Origin of the sequence: Aeromonas sp. sif2416, assembly GCF_019218665.1 — a bacterium.
Classification (GTDB): Bacteria; Pseudomonadota; Gammaproteobacteria; order Enterobacterales; family Aeromonadaceae; genus Aeromonas; species Aeromonas encheleia.
Genome location: NZ_JAHUXC010000011.1, coordinates 15,637 through 38,486, shown reverse-complemented (window position 1 = coordinate 38,486; position 22,850 = coordinate 15,637). Strand labels below are relative to the sequence as shown.

The window sequence follows — 22,850 nt, the reverse complement described above, 5'->3', positions numbered from 1 at the left end:
AATGAGCTCAGCGTATCGCGCCGCTTTAAGATCTTGGGTAATTGGTACAATTCACTTCGTTCATTACACCCTAACTTTACATCCTTTATTTATCTCTTCCCTTTATCATGACCGCCTTTATTACGGTCACTTCTCTTCCCCTCCACTGCCATGCCATGCCATGCCATGCACTAAATAAAGACTCCATTGCCTCCCCGCGCCCCACTCTTTGCGACGCGAGCCGGTAATTTATTGGCCAGCATTTTATCGTCTATTTTTCAGCCAGATTGATAGGAAAAACTAGCCAAAATGGATACTCAGAGAAAACAAACGCTTGCTCGCTGCCCAGGGGTTTATGTCAATCACAGAGTAATTAATAATCTCGTTCAAAAGCCCTTTTTGATTATTTATACCAGCACCTATTCCCACAGACTCTGTGTCATCATGAGCTGAATCGCAGATGAACAGACTGTGCCCCATGATGAACCTATTCCTATCCAGTTGATTCCCTTTCCCATCACCATTCATTGATCCCCTCCCGATCGACTCTCTGTGTTAGCTGATAGCTCGGGGCCCCTGTGCTGGCAAATATGTCCGCATCAAACTGACAAGACAACTTCATGAACTGCAATAACAAACCCGCCCTGTCCGGCGTCACCCTGGCGGCGATCGGCGTGGTCTATGGCGATATCGGCACCAGCCCGCTCTATACCCTGCGCGAGTGCCTGTCGGGCCAATTCGGGTTCGGGGTCGAACCCGCCTCCATCCTGGGCTTTCTCTCGCTGATCTTCTGGCTGCTGATCCTGGTGGTCTCGGTCAAGTACCTCTCCTTCGTGATGCGGGCCGACAATGCAGGTGAAGGGGGCATCCTGACCCTGATGTCGCTGGCGACCCGCAACAGCCCCGAGAGGCTGGCCCCTGTACTGATCATTCTGGGGCTGATTGGCGGCAGTTTCTTCTATGGCGAGGTGGTGATCACCCCGGCCATGTCGGTGATGTCGGCCATCGAGGGGTTGAAGATAGTGGCCCCCTCGCTGGATCCCTACATAGTGCCGCTCTCGGTACTGGTGCTGACCCTGCTGTTTGCCATTCAGAAACACGGCACCGCCACCGTGGGCAAGCTGTTCGCCCCCATCATGCTGACCTGGTTTCTGACCCTGGCGGTGCTGGGCCTGCGCGGCATCCTCCAGAATCCCGAGGTGCTGGGCGCGCTCAACCCCGTCTGGGCCCTGCGCTTCTTTATGACCTACCAGACCACCTCCTTCTTTGCCCTCGGCGCCGTGGTGCTGGCCATCACCGGCGTTGAAGCGCTCTATGCCGACATGGGCCACTTCGGCAAGAACCCGATCCGGCTCGCCTGGTTTGTGGTGGTGCTGCCGTCGCTGGTGCTCAACTACTTCGGCCAGGGCGCGCTGTTGCTCGGCAACCCCGAGGCCATCGCCAACCCCTTCTTCCTGCTCGCCCCCACCTGGGCGCTGCTGCCCCTGCTGTTGCTGGCGACCATGGCGACGGTGATCGCCTCGCAGGCGGTGATCTCCGGGGTCTTCTCCCTCACGCGGCAGGCGGTGCGGCTCGGTTATCTCTCACCCATCCGCATCGTGCACACCTCCGAGCAGGAGTCGGGCCAGATCTATATCCCGGTCATCAACTGGATGCTCTATGTCTCTGTGGTGATCGTCATCATGAGCTTCGAGCACTCCAGCAATCTGGCGGCCGCCTATGGCATCGCCGTGACCGGCACCATGGTGCTCACCTCCATCCTCTTCTGCTCGGTGGCCAAGAACAGCTGGCACTGGCACCCCTATCTGGTGGCCGCCCTGTTCGCCCTGCTGCTGGCCATCGATGTGCCGCTCTTTGTCGCCAACCTCGCCAAGATCTTCTCCGGCGGCTGGCTGCCCCTCACTCTGGGCGCGGTCATGTTCACCCTGATGACCAGCTGGAAGAGCGAGCGCTTTCAACTCATTCGCCGCCTTAACGAGCACGGCAACTCGCTGGAGCCGATGATCGCCTCGCTGGAGAAATCCCCGCCGACCCGGGTGGCGGGCACCGCCGTCTATATGTCGCGGGTGGTCAATGTGATACCCCATGCGCTGCTCCACAACCTCAAGCACAACAAGGTGCTGCACGAGCGGATCATTCTGCTCACCCTGCGGGTGGAGGACGTGCCCTACGTCCACAACGTGCGCCGGGTCTGCATCGAGCAGCTCTCCCCCACCTTCTGGCGGGTGGTGGCCAGCTATGGCTGGCGCGAGACCCCGAACATGGAGGAGATCTTCCATCGCTGCAATGCGGAGGGCCTGAGCTGCCGCATGATGGAGACCTCCTTCTTCATGGCCCACGAGTCGCTGATCATGAAGGAGCGCCCCTGGTACCTCTATCTGCGCGGCCAGCTGTTTATGCTGCTGCAGCGCAATGCCCTGCGGGCGCCGGATCAGTTCGAGATCCCGCCCAACCGGGTGATCGAGCTGGGCTCGCAGGTAGATATTTGATCGCATTCTGATGGCATAAAGAACGCCAGCAAGAGAGAGGGAGGCATTGCCTCCCTCTTTTTTTGCCGTTAACCGAGATTGCCTGCCCCCTCATCCCCAACCCTTCTCCCGCGAGGGGAGAAGGGAGCGTACCGCTGATATCGCAAGGTTGCTTTCCCTCTGACGGGATGTTCGCGTTCTCGTGCGTCCGATGACGCTGCGCTAATCGAACCTGCTTGCGGTCCCTGGCAAGTACACCTGAGACACAAGAGGGAGGCATCGGCCTCCCTCTCTTTTCCCCGTTAGCCGAGATTGCCCTCCTCATGCTCCTGCGCCCCTGGAGTGACGAACCCTGTCCGGCCCTTCGTCACAAGTGACGAACGTCACGGTTCGACAGCTGCCCGCCTCTGTGACACACCCCTAGACAAAATTAAAATACACATGAAAACAGTCAGTTAAACTCATTCCCAGCGCCACACACAATCTGGCCCGCATCTTGCCATCCTGCCCCTACTTTCTCCGTTCGCGACACGACAAGGTAGGCTATGAACCGCTTCGTTATCGCTGATCCCAAACTTTGTATCGGTTGTGGCACCTGTATGGCGGCCTGCAGCACGGTTCACAAGGCCAAGGGTTTGCAACAGGCCCCCCGATTAACCGTCATGCGACACGAGCAGGCGACCATGCCGGTTCAGTGCCGTCACTGTGACGACGCCCCCTGCATCAAGGTGTGCCCGGTCGAGGCCATCTGCCAGACCGAGGATGCGGTGCAGCTGAACGAGTCGCTCTGCATCGGCTGCAACCTGTGCGCCGTGGCCTGCCCCTTCGGCGCCATCAGCAGCGGCGGCAGCCGTCCGGTGGCCATGGCCACCAGCTATGACAGCTACATCCCCTGCTCGGTGCGCTCCAGCAACCCTTCCACCTCCGCCGGCCTGCGCTGCTTCGGGGAAGATCTGCTGAGCTGGGAGCCCGGCGTGCGCGCCATCGCGGTCAAATGCGATCTCTGCGCGTTTCGCGAAGAGGGCCCGGCCTGCATCGATGCCTGCCCCTCTCAGGCGCTGACCCTGGTGAGCGAGGACGACAGCGCCCGCTCCGCCCGCGAGCGTCGCCTGCAGGCCGCCCAATCCCATCCGGAAGGGGCCCCCGCATTCAGTGCCACGGCCTCGCCCTCTTCACCGCACTCATTGACAGCCAAGGGAGATCGCTGATGCTGCCCCCTCTTCTACTGGGCACCCTGTTGCTCCTTCTGGTAGGCGCACTGCTGGGCGCCGCCGCGGGCTGGCTGCTGAACAGTGCCGCCCTCGCCAACCGCCTCAACAGCGGCTTCGCCCTGCTGGGCTCCCTCTGCGGTGTCATGGTCGCCGGGCAGACCCTGATGCGGGGCACCCCCATTGACGGCACCCTCTGGCTGCTGGGCTCGGTGCACCTCGACATGCTGGCGGCGCTGATGCTGCTGGTGATCACGCTGGTCGGTGTGGCGGTGGCGCTCTACTCCTTTGCCTACATCAAGGAGTACCAGGGCAAGGGGGACGTCAGCATAGGCGTGCTGATGAACCTCTTCCTGTTCGCCATGGTCGCCATGGTGCTGTGCGACAACGCGCTGGGCTTCCTGCTCAGCTACGAGCTGGTGACGCTCACCAGCTACTGGCTGGTCAAGACCAACCCGGACGCCGCCAAGCAGAGCCGCCTCTATCTGGTGATGAACCACATCGGCATGGCGCTGGTGCTGGTCGCCTTCTGGCTGCTCTGCCAGGGCAGCGGCAGTCTGGAATTCAGCGTGCTGCGCGAGCATCACCTCGGCGGCGCCCTGGCCTCACTGGTGTTCCTGCTCAGCTTCTGCGGCTTTGGCCTGCGCGCCGGCTTCGTGCCGCTGCACGGCTGGTTGCCGGTGGCCGAGCCCGTCGCCCCTTCCCATATCTCGGCGCTGATGTCCGGGGTCATGGTGAAGCTGGGCCTCTTCGGCATCTTGCGGGTGGCCATCGATTTTCTCGGCGCCAGCCAGCTCTGGTGGGGCTACATGGTGCTGATCTTCGGCGCCTGCTCGGCGGTGCTCGGGGTGCTGTTTGCGCTCGCCGAGCACGATCTCAAGCGGCTGCTCGCCTACCACACGGTGGAGAACATCGGCATCATCCTGATGGGGATGGGGATCGGCATGATTGGCCTGGCCAACCAGCAACCGACCCTGGTGGTGCTGGGGCTGCTCGGCGCGCTCTATCACCTGCTCAACCACGCCATCTTCAAGAGCCTGCTGTTCATGGGCACAGGATCTGTGATGTTCCGCCTGCACACCCGTGACATGGACAAGATGGGTGGCCTCGCCAAGCTGATGCCCTGGACCGCGCTGGCGTTCCTCATCGGCGCCATGGCCATCTCGGCGCTGCCGCCGCTCAACGGCTTCGTCAGCGAGTGGTTTATCTATCAAGCGCTCCTTTCCATGACCAAACTCGGCACCTCGGTGGTGGCCCCGTTGGCGGTGGTAATGCTGGCGGTGACCGGCGCCATGGCGGTGATGTGCTTCGTCAAGGTCTATGGCATCTGCTTCTGCGGCGCCCCGCGCAGCGAGAAGGCGAGTCAGGCCCGCGAAGTGCCCAGCACCATGGTGGCGGGCACCCTGCTGCTGGCGGCGGTCTGTCTGGTGCTGGGGCTGGGCGCCCCCTGGATTGCCCCCCTGGTCAACGGCTACGGCCAGGCGCTGATCGCCGAGCAAGTGGCGAGCCAGGTAGCGACCGGTGCCACCCTGCTGCCGCTGGATAGTGCTCAGGCGATCCTCTCCCCGCCGGTGATTGCCCTCACTCTGCTCGGCCTGCTGCTGGTGCCGCTGCTGATCCTGGCGCTGTTCAAAGGGCCCAAGCTCGGTCGTCGCCACGCCGGCACTCCCTGGGCCTGTGGTTACGCCTATGAGGAGCGCATGAGCCTCACCTCCGGCGGTATCACCCATACCCTGCGCCAGATCTGCGCCCCCCTCTATCGGCAGCGTCCGCGCCTCGATCTCGCCAGCTCGCTGCAAGGGGTGAGCGCGGCGCCGTCCTCCGCTGGCTGGCTGCTCCATGGCCTGGTGCTGGTGCTCTTTATCCTGATGGCTGTTGGAGTTCAATGATGCCCGCTCTCGAAATGCCAAGCTGGGGCATGCTTGCCCTGGCCCTCACCCAGGCCATCGCCATGCTGGCGCTGGCTCCGCTCGCCACCGGCTTCAACCGGGTGCTGCGTGCCAAGATGCACTCGCGCCAGGGACCCGGCCTGCTGCAGGATTACCGCGATATCGGGAAACTGCTGCGCCGCCAGGAGGTCACCCCCGAGCCTGCCGGCATCATCTTCAACCTGATGCCGGCGGTGCTCATCGCCGCCTTGCTGCTGGTAGCCATGGCGCTGCCGACCCTGACCCATGAATCCCCCTTCCCCATCGCCGGGGATCTCATCACCGACATCTACCTGTTCGCCATCTTCCGCTTCTTCTTCTCCCTGGCGGGGCTCGACAGCGGCAGCATGTTTGCCGGCATAGGTGCCCGCCGCGAGCTGACCCTGGGGATCCTGGTCGAGCCCATCCTGGTGCTGGCCTGCTTCATCATGGCGATGATGGTGGGCAGCTCGGATCTGGGCAACATCAGCACCTACGTGGCCACCCAGCCGCTGGCCGCCCCGGTCGCCACCCTGCTGGCGGGCGCCGCCTGTGCCTTCGCGGTCTTCGTCGAGATGGGCAAGCTGCCCTTTGACTGCGCGGAAGCCGAGCAGGAGCTACAAGAGGGGCCGCTCACCGAGTATTCCGGCGCGGGCCTCGCCCTGCTCAAGCTCGGCCTTGGCCTCAAGCAGCTGGTGGTGGTGCAACTCTTCCTGGTTATCTTCCTCCCCTTCGGCAAGGCGGCGGACTGGAGCCTGCCCGCGCTGGCGGTGGCAGCCCTGATCCTCGCCTGCAAGCTGCTGGTGGCCTTCGCACTGGCGGGCCTCATCGAAAACGCCATGGCCCGCACCCAGTTCGTGCGCACCCACAAGCTGACGCGCTATGGCCTGGGGCTGGCCCTGCTGGCCCTGCTCGCCTATCTGGTCGGGGTATAAGCCATGCCCGCCACAGCCGCCTTTTCCGATTTCATATTTTCCGATTTTAAAGTGAGAACTGCATGACCATCGCCATCATGGATCGCATCGGTTGCGACTACATCCAGCAGCTGCGACAGCAACTGCCCCACGCCATCATCGACGAGCAGTGGCAGACCGTCGATCAGGCCACCCTGACCGTCAAGCCCACCGATCTGGTGGCCCTCACCAGCCTGCTGTTCCACAAGCTGGGCGGCTGGCTGTCGGTCTCCTTCGCCAACGACGAGCGCAGCCTGAACGGCCACTTCGCCGTCTACCACGTCTTCTCCATGGAGGGGGAGACCAAGAGCTGGATCACCGTCAAGGTGCTGGTCGAAGCCACCTCGCAGGAGTACCCCTCCATCACCCCCACCATTCCGGCGGCGGTGTGGGGCGAGCGGGAGATCCGAGACATGTACGGCCTGCGGGCGGTCGGTTTGCCGGACGAGCGCCGGCTGGTGCTGCCCGATGACTGGCCGGAAGACATCCATCCGCTGCGCAAAGACGCCATGGATTACCGCCAGCGCCCCATGCCCACCACGGACACCGAGACCTACCCCTTCGTAAACGAGCTGGGCAACGAGGCCAACCGCATAGTGCCGGTGGGCCCGCTGCACATCACCTCGGACGAGCCGGGCCACTTCCGGCTGTTCGTGGATGGCGAAGACATCATCGACGCCGACTACCGGCTGTTCTATGTCCACCGTGGCATGGAGAAGCTGGCCGAGACCCGCATGGGCTACAACGAGGTGGCCTTCCTCACCGATCGGGTGTGCGGCATCTGCGGCTTCACCCACAGCGTCGCCTACACCACCTCGGTGGAGAACGCCATGGGCATCCAGGTGCCGGAGCGGGCCAAGATGATCCGCGCCGTGCTGCTGGAGGTGGAGCGGCTGCACAGCCACATCCTCAACATCGGCCTGTCGAGCCACTTCACCGGCTTCGACACCGGCTTCATGCAGTTCTTCCGGGTGCGGGAGAAATCCATGACCCTGGCCGAGCTGCTGACCGGGGCGCGCAAGACCTATGGCCTCAACCTCATCGGCGGGGTGCGTCGCGACATTTTCAAGGAGGATCGCATCAAGGGCACCCAGCTGGTGCGCGAACTGCGCGACGAGCTCAAGCCCCTGGTGGCCATGCTGCTCGATACCGCCAACATCAGCTCCCGCCTGGTGGGCATCGGCCGGCTCGATCCGCAAGTGGCCCGCGACTTCAGCTGCGTCGGCCCCATGGTGCGGGCCAGCGGCTTCAAGCGCGACGTGCGCCGGGTGCACGACTTCGCCGCCTACCGCGAACTGCCGATGGAGATCCAGACGCTGGCGGGCTGCGACGTGCAGTCCCGGGTGCTGGTGCGCATCCACGAGCTCTACGACTCCCTCGACATGATCGAATTCGGCCTGCAGCACCTGCCGGAAGGGCCGCTGCTCACCGAGGGCTTCACCTACCAGCCGGGCAAGTTTGCGCTGGGCTTCACCGAGGCGCCCCGCGGCGAGAACGTGCACTGGAGCATGACCGGGGACAACCAGAAGCTGTTCCGCTGGCGCTGCCGCGCCGCCACCTACGCCAACTGGCCCGCCCTGCGCTACATGCTGCGGGGCAACACGGTGGCGGATGCGCCCCTCATCATCGGCAGCCTGGATCCCTGCTACTCCTGCACCGATCGGGTCACCCTGGTCGATCCCAAGAAGGGCAAGTCCACCGTGGTCTCCTACAAGGAGATCGAGCGCTACGGTATCGATCGCAAAAACTCTCCGCTCAAGTAAGGGGTCATCATGATCAAGCTGTTCAAGACCATACTCCGGGCCGGCACGCCGACCGCCAAGTACCCCTTCGCCCCCTATGAGGTGAACCGGGATTTTCGCGGCAAGCCCGAATACCAGGCCGACAAGTGCATCGCCTGCGCCGCCTGCACCAAGGCCTGCCCGGCCAATGCGCTGATCATGGAGACCGATCTGGAGACCGGTGAGCGGCGCTGGGAGCTCTCCATAGCCCGCTGCATCTTCTGCGGCCGCTGTGAGGAGGTGTGCCCGACTCGCGCCATCGCCCTCTCCCCCAACTTCGAGCTGGCGGTGACCAACAAGGCCGATCTCTATGAGGAGGCCCGCTTCCCGCTGGCCCCCTGCTCCCTGTGCGGCACCTACTTTGCCCCGGCCCGGCTGGTGGCACTGGTGGAAGACACCCTGGCGCTGGCGGCCCAGCCGCTGGCCCACCCACAGCGGTTGCACCACTGCCCAGACTGCAAACGCAAACAGAGCATGCTGAGCCAGCCCGCATCAGGCGCCGCCACGCTCACCCAACAGGAGTCGATGTGATGAGCAAGATCAAAGGCATAGAAGCCGTTGTCGGCGATGCCCATACTCGCGCCGTGCCGCTGGCACAGGATCCGGAGATCACCCGCCTCAAGCAGACCCTGCTCAAGGACATTCGCCGCTCGGCCTATGTCTATCGGGTGGACTGCGGCGGCTGCAACGCCTGCGAAATAGAGATCTTCGCCACCATCACCCCGCTGTTCGATGCCGAGCGGTTCGGCATCAAGGTGGTCGCCTCCCCCCGCCACGCCGACATCCTGCTGTTCACCGGCGCCGTGACCCGGGCCATGCGGGTGCCGGCCCTGCGCGCCTACGAGGCGGCCCCGGATCCCAAGATCTGCATCGCCTACGGCGCCTGCGGCTGTGACGGCGGCATCTTCCACGATCTCTACTGCGTCTGGGGCGGCACCGACAAGATAGTGCCGGTGGATGTCTACATCCCCGGCTGTCCGCCCACCCCGGCCGCCACCATCTACGGCTTCGCGGTGGCGCTCGGCCTGCTCGAGCAGAAACTCAAGGCCACCAGCCACGAGGTGCAGGCGGGCGAGCGGGTGGAGCTGCGCCACACCGGCATCCCGAGCGAGATCCGGGTGATGATAGAGCGCGAGGCGCGCCGTATGGCGGGTTACCGCCAGGGTCGCATCATCGCCGACGAGTTCATGGCGCTGCTGGAGGGGGCCACCCAGCAGGACGTGGATCTGCGTATCCAGGGCTACCTTGCCCAGCATGACGACCCACGCCTCTCCGAGATCGTCAACAACCTGGCCAACGCCTGCCTCAACCGGGTGGCGGGGAAAGCAGAGGTCGCCCATGGCTGACCAGGTGTTCTTCTATCGCCTCTCCCGCAAGTTTGTGGACGAGCAGTTCGACGTGCCCGAGGAGGCGAAGGAGGTGATGTACTACAGCCTCGCCATCGGCCACCACCTCGGCATCGTCGATTGCCTCAGCGCCGATCTGGTCTGCCCCCTTGCCGGCTATCGGGACTGGGTGGCCAAGCTGCCCGCCGGTAGCGAGGCGCGCCGCAAGATGGAGGGCTTCCTCACCTTCGGCGAGATCACCGTCTATCGGGAGCACTGCCACATGCTGGCCTGCGCCTTCGACCGGCTGCGCCAGGCCGAAGGCGCCTTGAACGAGCAGGAGCGGGAGTGGACCGACACTTTCATGAACCAGCTCACCGCCCTGCATAACGATCCTCATATGTACCTGATGGTAAGGAGCCGCTGATGGGCTGCAATCTCGTGTTGACCGTGGGCAATGCCATGATGGGTGACGATGGCGCCGGCCCCTATCTGGCCGAAAAGCTGCAGGCCGCCCCCCTGCCCGGCTGGGTCCATATCGACGGAGGCATAGCGCCGGAGAACAGGGTGCACCAGGTGCGGGAGCTGCGCCCGGATCGGGTGCTGCTGGTGGATGCCGCCGAGCTCGGCGAGAAGGCGGGCACCCTCAAGGTGATCCCCCCCGACACCATAGCCGACATGTTCATCTTCTCGACCCACAACATGCCGCTGAACTTTCTCATCGACGAGCTCAAGCGCTTCGTGCCAGAGGTGATCTTCATCGGGGTGCAACCCGCCATCGTCGCCTTCTCCTTCCCCATGACCGGGATGGTGAGCGGTGCCATGGATTACCTCCATCAGCATCTGGATACCGCCAAGGATACCAAGTTGTTAATACGCCAGCTCGCGCAGTGGAATAAGGTCAACGATGCGGCACTATAATTTACCGAGTTGTTAAAAACGGCCAGTCAGGAATTTAATCGGCGCCCGATGTTAAAATAAAAACATCGGGCTAATCGCCCTATTTTTGATATAAAACAACTCTCCGTTAAATAATATAAATACCGTTTTTATATGGCAAAAAAAGCGTTGTCAGCCAGGGGGCCTTGCCCCAAAATGGCGGCCACTGCGGAAGTTGATGGGGTCTGGTGGCCTCCTCGGTCTTCAAAACCGATGTGAGCCGAGAAGGCTCGGGCAGGTTCGATTCCTGCCTCTTCCGCCACTTTCCTATATTGGATGCATCGACTAGATACCGCTTGCCAATATTATTCCGGGATGGCTTCCTCGGTCGTAAATTAATTTGTCAGAACCGTTTCAGCATTAACACTCTGTGCAAGTTGTCCGCCCGCAAATAACCGCCAGCCCCGTCAATCTATCGGCAAACCGGTGTGCATCCGTCATCCACGCACTGCCCTGGTAACCCCCATGCCGAACCAGTCACAGCCTCAAGCGTCCGCCATCGACCAGCCAAGCCATCGCCTGCCACAGGTCGAACAACTGCTGCAGCAAGCCTTCCTCGCCCCCCATATCGCCCGTCTGAGTCGGCCGCTGGTGACCCAGCTGGTGCGCGACACCTTGAGCGAGCTGCGCCAGAGCGAAGGCTTTCGCCAGCACGGGGTGGCGCTCGCCCGGCTTGAGGGGCTGATCGACAGTCGCTGCCAACAGTGGGTGCGCCAGCGCCAGACCCGGCTGATCAACGCCACCGGCACGCTCGTTCATACCAATTTGGGGCGCTCGCCGCTCTGCGCCGAACTGTGGGACGAGGTGCGCGAGCTCAACACCGGTTACAACAACCTGGAGCTGGATCTCGCCACCGGCAAGCGCGGCGGGCGCAAGGGGCTGATCGCCCCCCTGCTCGCCTGCCTGACCCAGGCCGAAGACTCCCTGGTGGTAAACAACAACGCGGCCTCGCTGTTTCTGCTGCTGCAGGAGATAGCCAAAGGGCGCGAGGTGATCGTCTCCCGGGGCGAGCAGATCCAGATAGGCGGCGGCTTTCGCATCCCCGACATACTGGCGTTGTCCGGCGCCAAACTGGTGGAGGTGGGCACCACCAACATCACCACGGCCCGGGACTACCTCGACGCCATCACCGATCAGACCGCGCTGGTGCTGATGGTGCACAGATCCAACTTCGCCATTCGCGGCTTCACCGAGTCCCCCGACATCGGCGAAGTGGCCCGCGCCCTGCCGGATCACATAGTGCTGGCGGTGGATCAGGGCTCAGGCCTCACCACCGAAGAGTTCGCGCCGGACGAGACCTCGGTGCGCCAGTACCTCAAGGCGGGGGCGGATCTGGTCTGCTACTCCGGCGACAAGCTGCTGGGGGGGCCCCAGTGCGGCATCATCGGCGGCCGCGCGGATCTCATCAAGCGGCTGGAGAAGCACCCCATGATGCGCACCTTCCGCCCGAGCCGCATCGTCTACTCCCTGCTCGAGCGCCTGCTGATCCACAAGCTCAACAAGTCCCCCACCGGGGCCGGCATCGCCCAGCGCACCCTGAGCTCCCCCGCCGCCATGCAGGCCAGGGCCGACCAGCTGCTGGCCGCCCTGCCCGGCTGCTTTATACAGGTGCCCGCCCAGCTGGTGGTCGGCGGCGGCACCCTGCCGGACGAGTTCTACCCCGCCCCGGCGCTCGAGTGCCGCGACCCGCGCCCGGCCCAGCAACTGCTCGATGCCCTGCGGGAGCTGCCGGTGCCGGTGATCGCCACGGTGCGCCAGCAGAAGGTGCTGCTCAACGTGGCTAGCCTGCTGGCGGACGACATGCCGCTGCTGATCGCCCAGCTGAGCGAGCTGCTCATGCCCGCCGCACAGGAGCCCTGATCCCATGACCTCCTACCGCGCCGTCATCGGTCTGGCCGGCCACGTGGATCACGGCAAGACGCTGCTGATCAAGGCCCTCACCGGCATCACCACGGCCCGCGCCCACGAGCAGGCCATCGGCATGACTCAGGATCTCGGCTTCGCCCACTTCGACGACGGCCAGGGCAACACCATAGGGGTGATCGACGTGCCCGGTCACGAGCGCTATGTCCGCAACATGGTGGCGGGGCTCTGGAGCCTGGATCTGGTGCTCTTGGTCATCGCCGCCGACGAGGGCTGGATGCCGATGACCGGCGATCACCTGCGCCTGCTCAAGGCGATGGGGGTGCCGCGCCTGCTGGTCTGCATCAACAAGTGCGATCTGGTGAGCCCCGACGAGCTTGAACTGCTGGAGGAGACGCTGCTGGAGCGGGTGATGGACGAGAGCGGCATGGTGCCCGACATCGTCTGCGTCAGCGCCAAGAGTGGCGACAACATCGACGGCCTGCACGCCGCCATCGTGGGCCAGCTTGCCGATGTACAAGAATCGCAAGCTGCCCGCGAACAGGGCGCGCCGCGTCGCTCTCGTGAAGAGGCGCCACCGCGCCTCTATGTGGACAGGGTCTTCACCGCCAGCGGCACCGGCACAGTGCTGACCGGCACCCTGCAGCAGGGCAGCCTCAAGGTGGGGGACAAGCTGCGCCTCTACCCCGCCGATCGGGAGGTGCAGGTGCGCTCCCTGCAGGCCTATCACCAGAGCGTCGACGAGATAGGCGCCGTCTGCCGGGTGGCGGTGGGGCTGAAAAAGGTGCCCCACAAGGAGGTGGCCCGTGGCCACTGCCTCGGCAGCGCGGCCGGGGACTGTCAGGCGGCGACCCACCTGATAGTGCGCCTGGAGGCCGATGGCCAATCCAGCAAAGAACTGCGCACCTCTCTGCGCAACAAGGAGGTCGAGGTGGCGCTGGGCAGCTGGCATGGCCGGGCCCAGCTGATCTATATCCGCGGCGCTGACGCAGAGGATGCCGATCACCCTGGGCTCGCCCGCCTCGTCTTCGCCAGTCCCCTGCCCTGCTTCTTCGGCCAGCCGCTCGCCATCATCCGCCACGGCAGCAGCGAGTTGCTGCACGGCGCCCGCATCCTCTGGTGCGGCGACATCTCCCCCGCCAGGCGCAAGGCGCTGCACGCCCTGCTGCGGGCGCTGCCGGAGGATCTGGCGGGCCACAACCCCGCCACCCTGCAGCTGGGGCTCAATGGCTATGCCCCCGCCGACCGCTTTGACGCGCCTCCCGCCGGGGCGGTGCAGCAGGGCGAATGGATGATGAGCCGGTCCTGGCTGGCGCAGACCCGCGAGGCCATGCTGGCCGCCCTGCAGGCCGAGCCATTGAGCGGCGCCGAGCTCGCCGGCAGGCTGCGCATCGACCCCGAGGCTACCCAACAACTGTTGCTGGCGCTCAAGGCCGAGCAACGGATCCGGCTGCACCACGACAAGTGGCAGCCCGGCGGTGGCGAGTCGGAAGACGATCTCGGGGAAGAGGCACTGTTGGTGCTCAAACTGGTGCGAGATCAAGGCAAAGAGGGCTACCAGCCCGGTAAACTGGGCCCCGGCGGTGTGGAGATAGACCCGGTGCGTCATCTCACCCTGCCAGCCGGTTTACGGCAAAAGGGGGCACTGCAAAAGCAGTTGCGCAATCTGGCAAGGCTCACCTACCTGATACAGCTGGAAGGTCCCATCTACTACGATGCCGAACTCTATCACCACATGGTACGGGCCGTGCTGGCAGGCCAGCGGGTCGGGGATCTGATCGACATGGGCTCGCTCAAGGAGATCACCGGCCTGTCGCGCAAATACGCCATCCCCTTCTGCCTGCGCATGGAGATGGACGGCTGGGTACGACGGGAAGACAACGATCGCCGGGTGCTGCGCCTGCCCGAGGGCAATCCCCTGGCTGACGAGACGCCGGCATGACGGCGCCCACAACCCCGGTGACCCAGCCGCCAGCGGCGAGCACCCCGCTGCGCCTCGAGTTTCAGATCAACGGCATAGTGCAGGGGGTCGGCTTTCGCCCCTTCGTCTATGGCCTGGCCCTGCGCCATCGCCTCACCGGCTATGTGCTCAACGACGCCAGCGGCGTCACCATAGGGGCGCAAGGTTCTTCCGAACAGCTCGCCGCCTTTGGCCGCGACCTGCGGGCGCTGGCACCGCCGCTCAGTCGCATCGACAGCTTCGACCAGCGGGCGCTGCCGCCGACGAGCGACCCCGCTTTCGATGGCCAGTTTCATATCAGGGCCAGCCAGCAGCAGAGCGCGGCCACGGTGGCCATCTCGCCGGATCAGGGGATGTGCGAGGCCTGCGCCCGGGACATCGCCAATCCGGCGGATCGCCACCATCGCTACCCCTTCACCAACTGCACCCACTGCGGCCCGCGCTACAGCATCATTCGCCGCCTCCCCTACGACAGACCCCACACCGCCATGGCCAGCTTCGCCATGTGCCCGCGCTGCGCTCGCGCCTATGAGGATCCCCTGGACAGGCGCTACCACGCCCAGCCGGTGAGCTGCCCCCAGTGCGGGCCTCATCTGACCTGGCGCACTGGCAAGGGTGATGCCCTGGTCGAGCGCGAGGATGCCCTGAAAATGGCCGCCCAGGCCCTGCAAGCGGGAGCCCTGGTCGCGGTCAAGGGGATGGGGGGCTACCACCTGATGTGTGATGCCCGCAATGAACTGACCGTGGCCCGGCTGCGCCAGCTCAAGCGCCGCGCGCGCAAGCCGCTGGCGGTGATGATGAGATCCCTCGAAGAGGCGCGCTTGCACGTGACCGGCAGCGAGGCCGAGTGGGCCCTGCTGCAATCCCAGCCAAGACCCATCACCTTGCTGCGCAAGCGGGAGCCTGACCAGCGGTCGCCCGACACCCTACCGCTCACAGACGCCATCGCCCCCGGCATCCCCTACCTGGGGGTCATGCTGCCCTACACCCCGCTGCACCAGCTGCTGCTGGAGGCCTGCGCCATGCCGCTGGTGGCCACCAGCGCCAATGGCCGCGGCAGCCCGATCCTCATCGAATGCGAGGCGGTGATAGCTGAACTCGGGAACCGGATCGACGGCATCCTGGACCACGATCGCCCCATACTGCACCCCTGCGACGACAGCCTGGTACAGTGGGCCGGCGGCACGCGCCAGACTCTGCGCCTCGCCCGGGGTTATGCCCCCTGCACCCCCAGCCTGAAAGAGCCGGTCAGCACCCCAGTGCTGGCGGTCGGGGCGCAGCAGAAGAACCAGCTGGCGCTCGCCTTCGGCCGCCAGCGCATCTACAGCCCCCATATCGGCGATCTGCACAGCCTGCCGATGCAGGGGCACTTCGAGCAGACCCTGGCCACCTTCCGCGAGCTCTACGATCTCAACCCAACCCTGCTGGTGTCGGACCGCCACCCGGGTTATCTGAGCCACCAGTGGGCCAAGGACTATTGCGCGGAGCAGGGTGCGACCCATCTCGAGGTGCAGCACCACCACGCCCACCTGCTGGCGGTGATGGCCGAGCATGACCACAGCGGGCCCGTGCTCGGCTTCGCCTTCGATGGCACTGGCCTCGGCGACGACGGCACCCTCTGGGGCGGCGAGCTGCTGGTCGCCGACGTACGGGGGTTTGAGCGAGTGGCGCACCTGCGGCCATTTCGGCTGATCGGCGGCGAAGCCGCCATCCGCGAGCCGGTGCGCCAGCTGCTGGGGCTGCTGTTTGAATCCGCGACCCCGGGCGAGATCGGCGAGCTGAATATTGCGGTGATCGACCAGCTGCCCGCCGATCGGATCAATAACCTGCACCAGCTGTGGCGCCTCGGTCGCAACGCCCCCCACACCAGCTCCATGGGCCGACTGTTCGACGGGGTCGCCGCCCTGCTCGGCTTGATCGATACCCCCGACTACGAGGGCGAGGCGGGGCTGCTGCTGGAGGCAGCGGCGCTGCGACTCGCACCCGGTGCCGCGCCCTGGCCGCTGCAATTCGGGATCACCGAACAAGAAGACGGCCCCCTGCTGATCGAATGGGCGCCGCTGCTGGCCGAGCTGCTGCAACGGCACGCCAGCGTCGAGGTCGCCAGGCTGGCCGCCGGCTTTATCCGCGCCATCGGCGAGCTCATCCTCACCCTGAGCCAGCGTTTCCCCGCCCACCCTGTGGCGCTGGGGGGCGGCGTCTTCCAGAATCGCGTGCTGATGGACCAGCTCCTCCCCCGCCTCGCCGAGGCCGGGCGCGAGGTCTTGATAAGCCAGACCCTGCCCCTCAACGACGGCGGCATCGCCGCGGGCCAGCTCTGGTTTGCCATCCACCATGTTGCGAAGGAGAGGGCCAAGCCCCTCTCCCCCGCCATTTAGGAGTCTCTCATGTGCCTTTCCATTCCCTCTCAGGTGGTGCAGCTGCACCCCGAAGATAACTGCGTCACCGTCGACACCCTGGGGGTGCAGCGCCGGGTCAGCTGCATGCTGCTCGAGGATCCCCTGGCCCTCGGGGATTATGTGCTGCTCCACATCGGCTTCGTGATGAGCAAGATTGACGAGGAGGAGGCCCAGGCCAGCCTGGAGAGCTTCCGCCAGATGGTGGCGCTGATGCCCAAGCAGGACATACTGCCATGCTGACGCTCAATGACCTGTTTCAGGGCTTTCGCCAGCCCGAGGTGATCCGCGCCCTCGCCGCCCAGATCCACGAGCTGGCCAAGGATATGCCCGAACCCCTGCGGGTGATGGAGGTGTGCGGTGGCCATACCCACACCATCATGAAGTACGGCCTGCCCCAGCTGCTGCCGGACAGCATCGAATTCGTCCACGGCCCCGGCTGCCCGGTCTGCGTGATGCCCAAGGAGCGCATCGATCAGGCCATCGAGCTGGCCGGTCAGCCCGATGTCATCCTGGTGACCCTGGGGGACATGATCCGGGTGCCGGGCTCCAAGGGATCCTTGGCCCAGCAGCGGGCCAGGGGCAGCGACATCCGCCCCGTCTACGACCCGCTCGATGCGCTGCGCATCGCCACCGAGAACCCGGACAAGACGGTGGTCTTCTTCGCCATCGGCTTCGAGACCTCCACCCCCATGACGGCCGCGCTGCTGGCGGCGGCTGACGCAGCGGGGGTGAATAACCTGCTGTTTCATATCAACCATGTGCTGGTGCCCCCCGCCATTCACGCCGTGATGGCCGATGGGGTCGCCAAGGTGAACGCCTTCATCGGCCCCTCCCACGTCAGCGTCATCACCGGCGCCGACATCTATCTGCCGATCGTCGAGCGCTATCGGGTGCCGGTGGTGGTGAGCGGCTTCGAGCCGGTGGACGTGATGGAGGCGCTGCTGATGATGGTGCGCCAGAAGGTCGAGGGACGCTGCGCGCTGGAGGTGCAGTACAGCCGCGCCGTCACCGCCAGCGGCAACCAGGCCGCCCAGCGGCTGGTGGCCCATTATTTCGAGACCCGCGAGCACTTTCGCTGGCGCGGCCTCGGCGACATCAACGCCTCCGCCCTGCGCCTGCGGGACGCCTTCGCCGCCCGCGATGCGGAGCGCCACTTCCAGCTCAGTCAGACCCCCATCGACGATCACAAGGCGTGTCAGTGCGCCGACATATTGCGCGGGCTGGCCAAGCCGAACCAGTGCAAAGTCTTCGGCCGGGGCTGCACCCCGACCCAGCCCATGGGCAGCTGCATGGTCAGCTCAGAGGGGGCCTGCAACGCCTACTACCGCTATATGGGGATCCAATGAGCATGAGAGAAATTCAACTTAGCCACTGTGGCCGGGTGATGGGGCGAGATGAACCCGTCTGCTTCTATCACGGTCTGGAGACCCGGTCACGATGAGAGAGATTCAACTTAGCCACGGTGGTGGCGGCGTCGAGATGAACCAGCTGATCAACCAGCTCTTCTTCCGCCACTTCGGCAACGAGATCCTGCTGCGCGGTGAAGACGCGGCCCTGCTGCCGGTGCAAGGCCCCGTCGCCTTCACCACCGACAGCTTCACCGTCTCCCCGCTCTTCTTCGAGGGGGGCGACATCGGCAAGCTGGCCATCGCCGGCACCGTCAACGATCTCGCCATGATGGGGGCCAGGCCCGAGTACCTGAGCTGCAGCTTCATCATCGAGGAGGGCTTCCCCTACGCCGATCTCGCCCGCATCGTCGAGTCCATGGCCTCCGAACTGACCAAGAGCGGCGCCCGCATCGTCTGCGGCGACACCAAGGTGGTGCCGAGAGGGGCGGCGGACAAGCTGTTCATCAACACCAGCGGGGTCGGCACCTTCCCCCTGCCTGAGCAGAGCCGGGGGATCTCGGTGCGCAACCTCAAGCCAGATGACGCCATCCTGGTGTCGCGGGATATCGGCAGCCACGGCGCCTGCATCCTGATGGCCCGCGACGCCCTGCAGCTGGGCTCCGCGCTCAAGAGCGACTGCACCACCCTCTGGCCGCAGGTCGAGGCACTGCTGCAAGCGGGGCTCACCCCCCACGCCCTGCGCGATGCCACCCGGGGCGGGCTCGCCGCCGTGCTCAACGAATGGAGCACCGCCTCCGGGGTCGCCATCGAGCTGGAAGAGTCCGCTATCCCGGTGTGCGATCCGGTGCGCGGCCTGTGCGAGCTGTACGGCTTCGAGCCCCATGATCTCGCCAACGAAGGCACCATGGTGCTGGCCCTGCCCGCCGAGCAGGCGGACGCCGCGCTGGCGCTGCTGCGCGCCTTCAACCCCTCCGCCAGCCGGATCGGGGTGGTGAAAGAGAGCGCCCAGCACAAGGTGATCCTCAACAACCCCTGGGGCAGCCGCCGTTATCTCGAACTGCCACAGGGGGAGCTGCTCCCCCGCATCTGCTAAGCACCCGACCAAAGGATCCCTGATCATGCACGAGATGTCCCTTGCCATGGCGGCCATCGATCTGGCGGCCGAGCAGGCCAGCCAGCGCGGCTTTACCAGGGTCACCGCACTCTGGCTGGAGGTCGGCAGTTTCTCCTGCGTCGACCCCGATACCATCGCCTTCTGTTTCGAGGCCGCCGCCAAAGGCACGGCCGTCGAGGGCGCCAGCCTGCATTTTCAGCACCAGGCCGCCGAGGGCTGGTGTTACGACTGCAGCAAGACGGTGACCCTCACCGAGCGCGGCCAGGCCTGCCCCCTGTGTGGCGGATACAAATTACGAGTCGCGCAGGGCGATAGCCTGCGCATCACCGACATCGAGGTAAGTTGATATGTGTAGCGTATGCGGATGCGGCCAGGCACGAATCGCCGGGCACGATCAGGATCATGAACATGAACACCAGCACGAACACCAGCATCATGCCGAGCACAGCCATGAGCATGCTCATCGGCAGCCAGCGCCGCGCACCCTGATCATTCACCACCACTACCACCATCAGGGGGATGTCCATCACCACTACCACGGGGTGGGCACTGTGCAGGCCGGCCAGCCCCAGGCTCACGGGCATCATCATGCTCACTCCCACGACCACGCCGACGACCATGGGCATCATCACGCTCACCCCCACGATCACGCCGCCGACCATGAACATCATCATGAACATGAACATGAACATGAACATGAGCATGAGCATGAGCATGAGCATGAGCATGAGCATGAGCATGAGCATGAGCATGAGCATGAGCACCATCATGCCCACTCCCATGATCACGGCCACAAGCACGAGCACGAGCACGAGCACCATCATAAACAGGCTCACCAGCATGCCCATCAGCATGCGGATCTGCACTATGGCAAGGGCGCGGCGGGGCTGTCGGTGCCGGGCATGGGCCAGCGTCAGCTGATCGCCATCGAGATGGATGTGCTGGCCAAGAACAACAAGCTGGCGGTCCACAACCGGGAGCACTTCGACCAGGCCGGTCAGCTGGTGCTGAACCTGGTGTCGAGCCCGGGCTCGGGCAAGACCACCTTGCTGTGCGAGACCCTGCGCCGACTGGAGGGCCAGCGCTCCTGCGCCGTGATCGAGGGGGATCAGCAGACCAGTGCCGATGCGGATCGCATCCGGGCCACCGGGGTGCCCGCTATCCAGATCAACACCGGCAAGGGTTGCCACCTGGATGCCAAGATGGTGCACGACGCCTGCCACCAGCTGCCCGCCAATGAAGGGGGCATCCTCTTCATCGAGAACGTGGGCAACCTGGTCTGCCCGGCCGGCTTCGATCTCGGCGAGAAGTACAAGGTCGCCATCCTCTCGGTCACCGAGGGGGAGGAGAAACCGCTGAAATACCCTGACATGTTCGCCGCCGCCCAGCTGATGATCATCAACAAGACGGATCTGCTGCCCCATGTCAGCTTCGACGTGGCGCGCTGCATCGAGAACGCCAAGCGGGTCAACCCCTACATCCAGGTGATCCAGCTCAGCGCCACCACCGGTGAAGGGATGGACGCCTGGCTCAACTGGCTCGCCAGCGCCTGAGGTTACGAGCGTCCGATTACGCTGCGCTAATCGAACCTACCGTCACCAAGGTGCCGGGAATGTTGATAACAAGAGAGGGAGGCATAGGCCTCCCTCTCTTGTTATGTTCGAACCTTGCATGGCTATCTGCGCCAAACTGCCCGCTTCTCATATGCGTCGTCCCCTCACCCTGGCCCTCTCCCCAGGGAGAGGGGACTGCATCTTTGCTCATACCTGACCACCTCTCACCACCGCGACTGGCACAACTCGTTCAAGCGAAGAGATCATCCGAGGTCGCCATCTGCACTCCCTTCTCCCCTCGCGGGAGAAGGGTTGGGGATGAGGGGGAACGCCTGCGCTCAGGCTGCGCTGCTCACGACGGACGCCTGCTCGGATGGCCCCTCGCCGACGCGGATCAGCCGGTGGCATACCTGGCGCAGCAACGCCTGCTGGTGGCTGAACACCAGCATGCCGAGCCCCCGGTTCTCGCACTCCCTCATCAACTCCTGCCAGATGTGGCGCTGGATCTGCGGATCCAGCTGGGCGGTCACCTCGTCGGCGATCAGCAGCCGGGTGCGGGGATCGAGCGCCCGCAGCAGCGCGATGCGTGCCAGCTCGCCGCCGGAGAGCTGACCCGGCTTGCGGCCGAGCCACTCGGGCTTGACCAGGAAACGCGCCAGCATGGCCTCGTCCGGTCGCCACACGTCCCACAGCGCCTGGCCGGTGCTGCGATAGGGGTTGAAGCAGAGCTCGGGGTGCTGGGGCACCAGCTGCACCGGGTGATAGCCCTTGAGTGGCAGAGGCTGGCCATCCAGCAGGATCTGACCCCCCTCTCCCGCCGGCTGCCAGCCCGCCAGCACCCGCCCCAGGGTGGTCTTGCCATGGCCGCTGGGGGCCGCGAGACCGAGCCGCTCACCGGCCTTGATCGCCAGCGTCAGCCCCTGCCAGAGGGGGCGTTCCCCTTGATGGAGGCTGAGATCCCGTACCTCGAACATCAGCAGACCTCCGGTGCAGATAAGAGTGAATTGAACCCCGGCAGCAACTGCCACCGGCCACCCGCAGCCAGAGAGAAGGCCAAAGATTGCGACTCAATCATCAAGAAACCTCCGGCGTGCAAAAGAGTGAATTGAACTCCGACAAGGCCTGCCACTGAATGCCCGCAGCCTGAAAAGCGATCCGTTCCAGCGACGCCATCATCGGGAAGCCTCCGGCGTGCAAAAGAGTGAATTGAACTCCGGCAGCGCCTGCCAGTGGGCGCGCAACATGGGACTGCCCTGCCCCTGGCGCAGCTGCTGGCTGCTCAGGCTGTCGCTCACCCGCCCCTGATGGAGCGCCACTATGCGATCCGCGAAGCGGGCCGCCAACGCCAGATCGTGGGTGACCCAGAGGATGCCGCTGCCCTGGCGGGCGAGCTCGCGCAGCTGGCCCAGCAGCAGGCAGGCCAGCGCCTCGTCGAGCCAGGCGGTGATCTCGTCCGCCAGGATGAAGCGCGCCCCGCCGAGCGCCGCGGCGCAGGCCAGGATACGCTTGGCCATGCCGCCGGAGAGCTGACGCGGATAATGCACCAGGGTCGCTGGCGGCAGCTGGTAGCGCTGCAACTGCTGGCAGAGCCGCTCGTGGGAGCCGCTCTGGCCGCTGAGGCGGGCGGCGCGACCGAGCTGGCGCTCCACCGTCAGCAGGGGGTTGAGGGCACTGACCCCCTGCGGCACATGGCAGAGGGTGTGGCCGCGCAGGCGGGCCCGCCCCTCGTCGCACAGCGGGGCGCCATCGAGCGCTATGGTGCCGCTCATGCGCAGGTTGTCCGGCAGCAGGCTGAGGGCGCTCTGCAGCAGCAGGCTCTTGCCCTCGCCGCTGCCCCCCACCAGCGCCACTATCTCGCCGGGGGCCAGTTGCAAGTTGATGTCGCAGAGCAAGGGCTGCCAGCGGCGGCGCCCCAGCCAGTTGTAACGGGCCGCCTCTATGGTGACGTTGTCGAAGCTCAGCATCGCTCATTGCTCCCAAACCAGAGCTGCTGCAGGGCGCGCGAGTAACCTGATCGAACCGCAGCACCAGCGACAACATCATGAAACTGAG

Annotated in this window: 19 protein-coding genes and 1 tRNA gene; 18 read left to right on the top strand and 2 right to left on the bottom strand. The window is 64.8% G+C overall.

The window, feature by feature from the left end; translation table 11 throughout:
• The first annotated feature begins 599 nt into the window (after nucleotides 1-599).
• From kup to hypB, 18 genes are all read left to right on the top strand, one after another.
• On the top strand, nucleotides 600-2,468 hold the full coding sequence (gene kup, locus KW821_RS17275) for a low affinity potassium transporter Kup (RefSeq protein ID WP_218292314.1): 1,869 nt from the start codon (nucleotides 600-602) through the stop codon (nucleotides 2,466-2,468).
• A 524-nt stretch (nucleotides 2,469-2,992) separates the two neighbouring features.
• On the top strand, nucleotides 2,993-3,655 hold the full coding sequence (locus KW821_RS17270; protein ID WP_218292313.1) for a 4Fe-4S dicluster domain-containing protein: 663 nt from the start codon (nucleotides 2,993-2,995) through the stop codon (nucleotides 3,653-3,655).
• On the top strand, nucleotides 3,655-5,544 hold the full coding sequence (gene hyfB / locus KW821_RS17265; RefSeq protein ID WP_218292312.1) for a hydrogenase 4 subunit B: 1,890 nt from the start codon (nucleotides 3,655-3,657) through the stop codon (nucleotides 5,542-5,544). The genes KW821_RS17270 and hyfB overlap by 1 nt, the downstream gene beginning before the upstream one ends.
• A complete protein-coding gene (locus KW821_RS17260; protein ID WP_042653521.1) occupies nucleotides 5,544-6,497 on the top strand; it encodes a respiratory chain complex I subunit 1 family protein in 954 nt (317 codons plus the stop codon). Before hyfB ends, KW821_RS17260 begins: the two co-directional genes overlap by 1 nt.
• Nucleotides 6,498-6,559: 62 nt before the next feature.
• A complete protein-coding gene (locus KW821_RS17255; RefSeq protein WP_218292311.1) occupies nucleotides 6,560-8,278 on the top strand; it encodes an NADH-quinone oxidoreductase subunit C in 1,719 nt (572 codons plus the stop codon).
• 9 nt (nucleotides 8,279-8,287) lie between these two features.
• Nucleotides 8,288-8,827, top strand: coding sequence for a formate hydrogenlyase complex iron-sulfur subunit (locus KW821_RS17250; protein WP_042653519.1), 540 nt, complete (start codon nucleotides 8,288-8,290; stop codon nucleotides 8,825-8,827).
• Nucleotides 8,827-9,642 (top strand): NADH-quinone oxidoreductase subunit B family protein, encoded by an 816-nt coding sequence (locus KW821_RS17245; protein WP_033130241.1) that lies wholly within the window; start codon nucleotides 8,827-8,829, stop codon nucleotides 9,640-9,642. The genes KW821_RS17250 and KW821_RS17245 overlap by 1 nt, the downstream gene beginning before the upstream one ends.
• On the top strand, nucleotides 9,635-10,048 hold the full coding sequence (locus KW821_RS17240; RefSeq protein ID WP_218292310.1) for a formate hydrogenlyase maturation HycH family protein: 414 nt from the start codon (nucleotides 9,635-9,637) through the stop codon (nucleotides 10,046-10,048). Before KW821_RS17245 ends, KW821_RS17240 begins: the two co-directional genes overlap by 8 nt.
• A complete protein-coding gene (gene hycI / locus KW821_RS17235) occupies nucleotides 10,048-10,542 on the top strand; it encodes a hydrogenase maturation peptidase HycI (RefSeq protein WP_218292309.1) in 495 nt (164 codons plus the stop codon). Before KW821_RS17240 ends, hycI begins: the two co-directional genes overlap by 1 nt.
• 188 nt (nucleotides 10,543-10,730) lie before the next feature.
• Nucleotides 10,731-10,822: transfer RNA gene (locus tag KW821_RS17230), tRNA-Sec, on the top strand.
• Nucleotides 10,823-11,025: 203 nt separating this feature from the next.
• Nucleotides 11,026-12,420 (top strand): L-seryl-tRNA(Sec) selenium transferase, encoded by a 1,395-nt coding sequence (gene selA, locus KW821_RS17225; protein ID WP_218292308.1) that lies wholly within the window; start codon nucleotides 11,026-11,028, stop codon nucleotides 12,418-12,420.
• 4 nt (nucleotides 12,421-12,424) lie between these two features.
• Nucleotides 12,425-14,365, top strand: a complete 1,941-nt coding sequence (locus tag KW821_RS17220) for a SelB C-terminal domain-containing protein (protein WP_218292307.1) — start codon at nucleotides 12,425-12,427, stop codon at nucleotides 14,363-14,365.
• Nucleotides 14,362-16,761: a carbamoyltransferase HypF gene (gene hypF / locus KW821_RS17215; RefSeq protein WP_218292306.1), complete on the top strand. Its 2,400-nt coding sequence runs from the start codon at nucleotides 14,362-14,364 to the stop codon at nucleotides 16,759-16,761. Before KW821_RS17220 ends, hypF begins: the two co-directional genes overlap by 4 nt.
• A 9-nt stretch (nucleotides 16,762-16,770) precedes the next feature.
• Nucleotides 16,771-17,022, top strand: a complete 252-nt coding sequence (locus KW821_RS17210; RefSeq protein ID WP_033130236.1) for a HypC/HybG/HupF family hydrogenase formation chaperone — start codon at nucleotides 16,771-16,773, stop codon at nucleotides 17,020-17,022.
• A complete protein-coding gene (hypD, locus tag KW821_RS17205; RefSeq protein ID WP_218292305.1) occupies nucleotides 17,016-18,128 on the top strand; it encodes a hydrogenase formation protein HypD in 1,113 nt (370 codons plus the stop codon). The genes KW821_RS17210 and hypD overlap by 7 nt, the downstream gene beginning before the upstream one ends.
• Nucleotides 18,129-18,219: 91 nt before the next feature.
• Nucleotides 18,220-19,224 carry a hydrogenase expression/formation protein HypE gene (hypE, locus tag KW821_RS17200; protein WP_218292304.1) on the top strand — a complete coding sequence of 335 codons (1,005 nt, stop codon included), beginning with the start codon at nucleotides 18,220-18,222 and terminating at the stop codon, nucleotides 19,222-19,224.
• A gap of 25 nt (nucleotides 19,225-19,249) precedes the next feature.
• Nucleotides 19,250-19,591 (top strand): hydrogenase maturation nickel metallochaperone HypA, encoded by a 342-nt coding sequence (gene hypA, locus KW821_RS17195; protein ID WP_033130233.1) that lies wholly within the window; start codon nucleotides 19,250-19,252, stop codon nucleotides 19,589-19,591.
• A 1-nt stretch (nucleotide 19,592) separates the two neighbouring features.
• Nucleotides 19,593-20,798, top strand: a complete 1,206-nt coding sequence (gene hypB, locus KW821_RS21920; RefSeq protein ID WP_218292303.1) for a hydrogenase nickel incorporation protein HypB — start codon at nucleotides 19,593-19,595, stop codon at nucleotides 20,796-20,798.
• Nucleotides 20,799-21,136: 338 nt separating this feature from the next.
• Here hypB and KW821_RS17185 read toward each other — a convergent pair whose 3' ends face one another.
• Nucleotides 21,137-21,772 (bottom strand): ATP-binding cassette domain-containing protein, encoded by a 636-nt coding sequence (locus tag KW821_RS17185; protein WP_218292302.1) that lies wholly within the window; start codon nucleotides 21,770-21,772, stop codon nucleotides 21,137-21,139.
• Between the two features lie 198 nt (nucleotides 21,773-21,970).
• A complete protein-coding gene (locus tag KW821_RS17180; protein ID WP_218292301.1) occupies nucleotides 21,971-22,762 on the bottom strand; it encodes an ATP-binding cassette domain-containing protein in 792 nt (263 codons plus the stop codon).
• Between the last annotated feature and the right edge of the window lie 88 nt (nucleotides 22,763-22,850).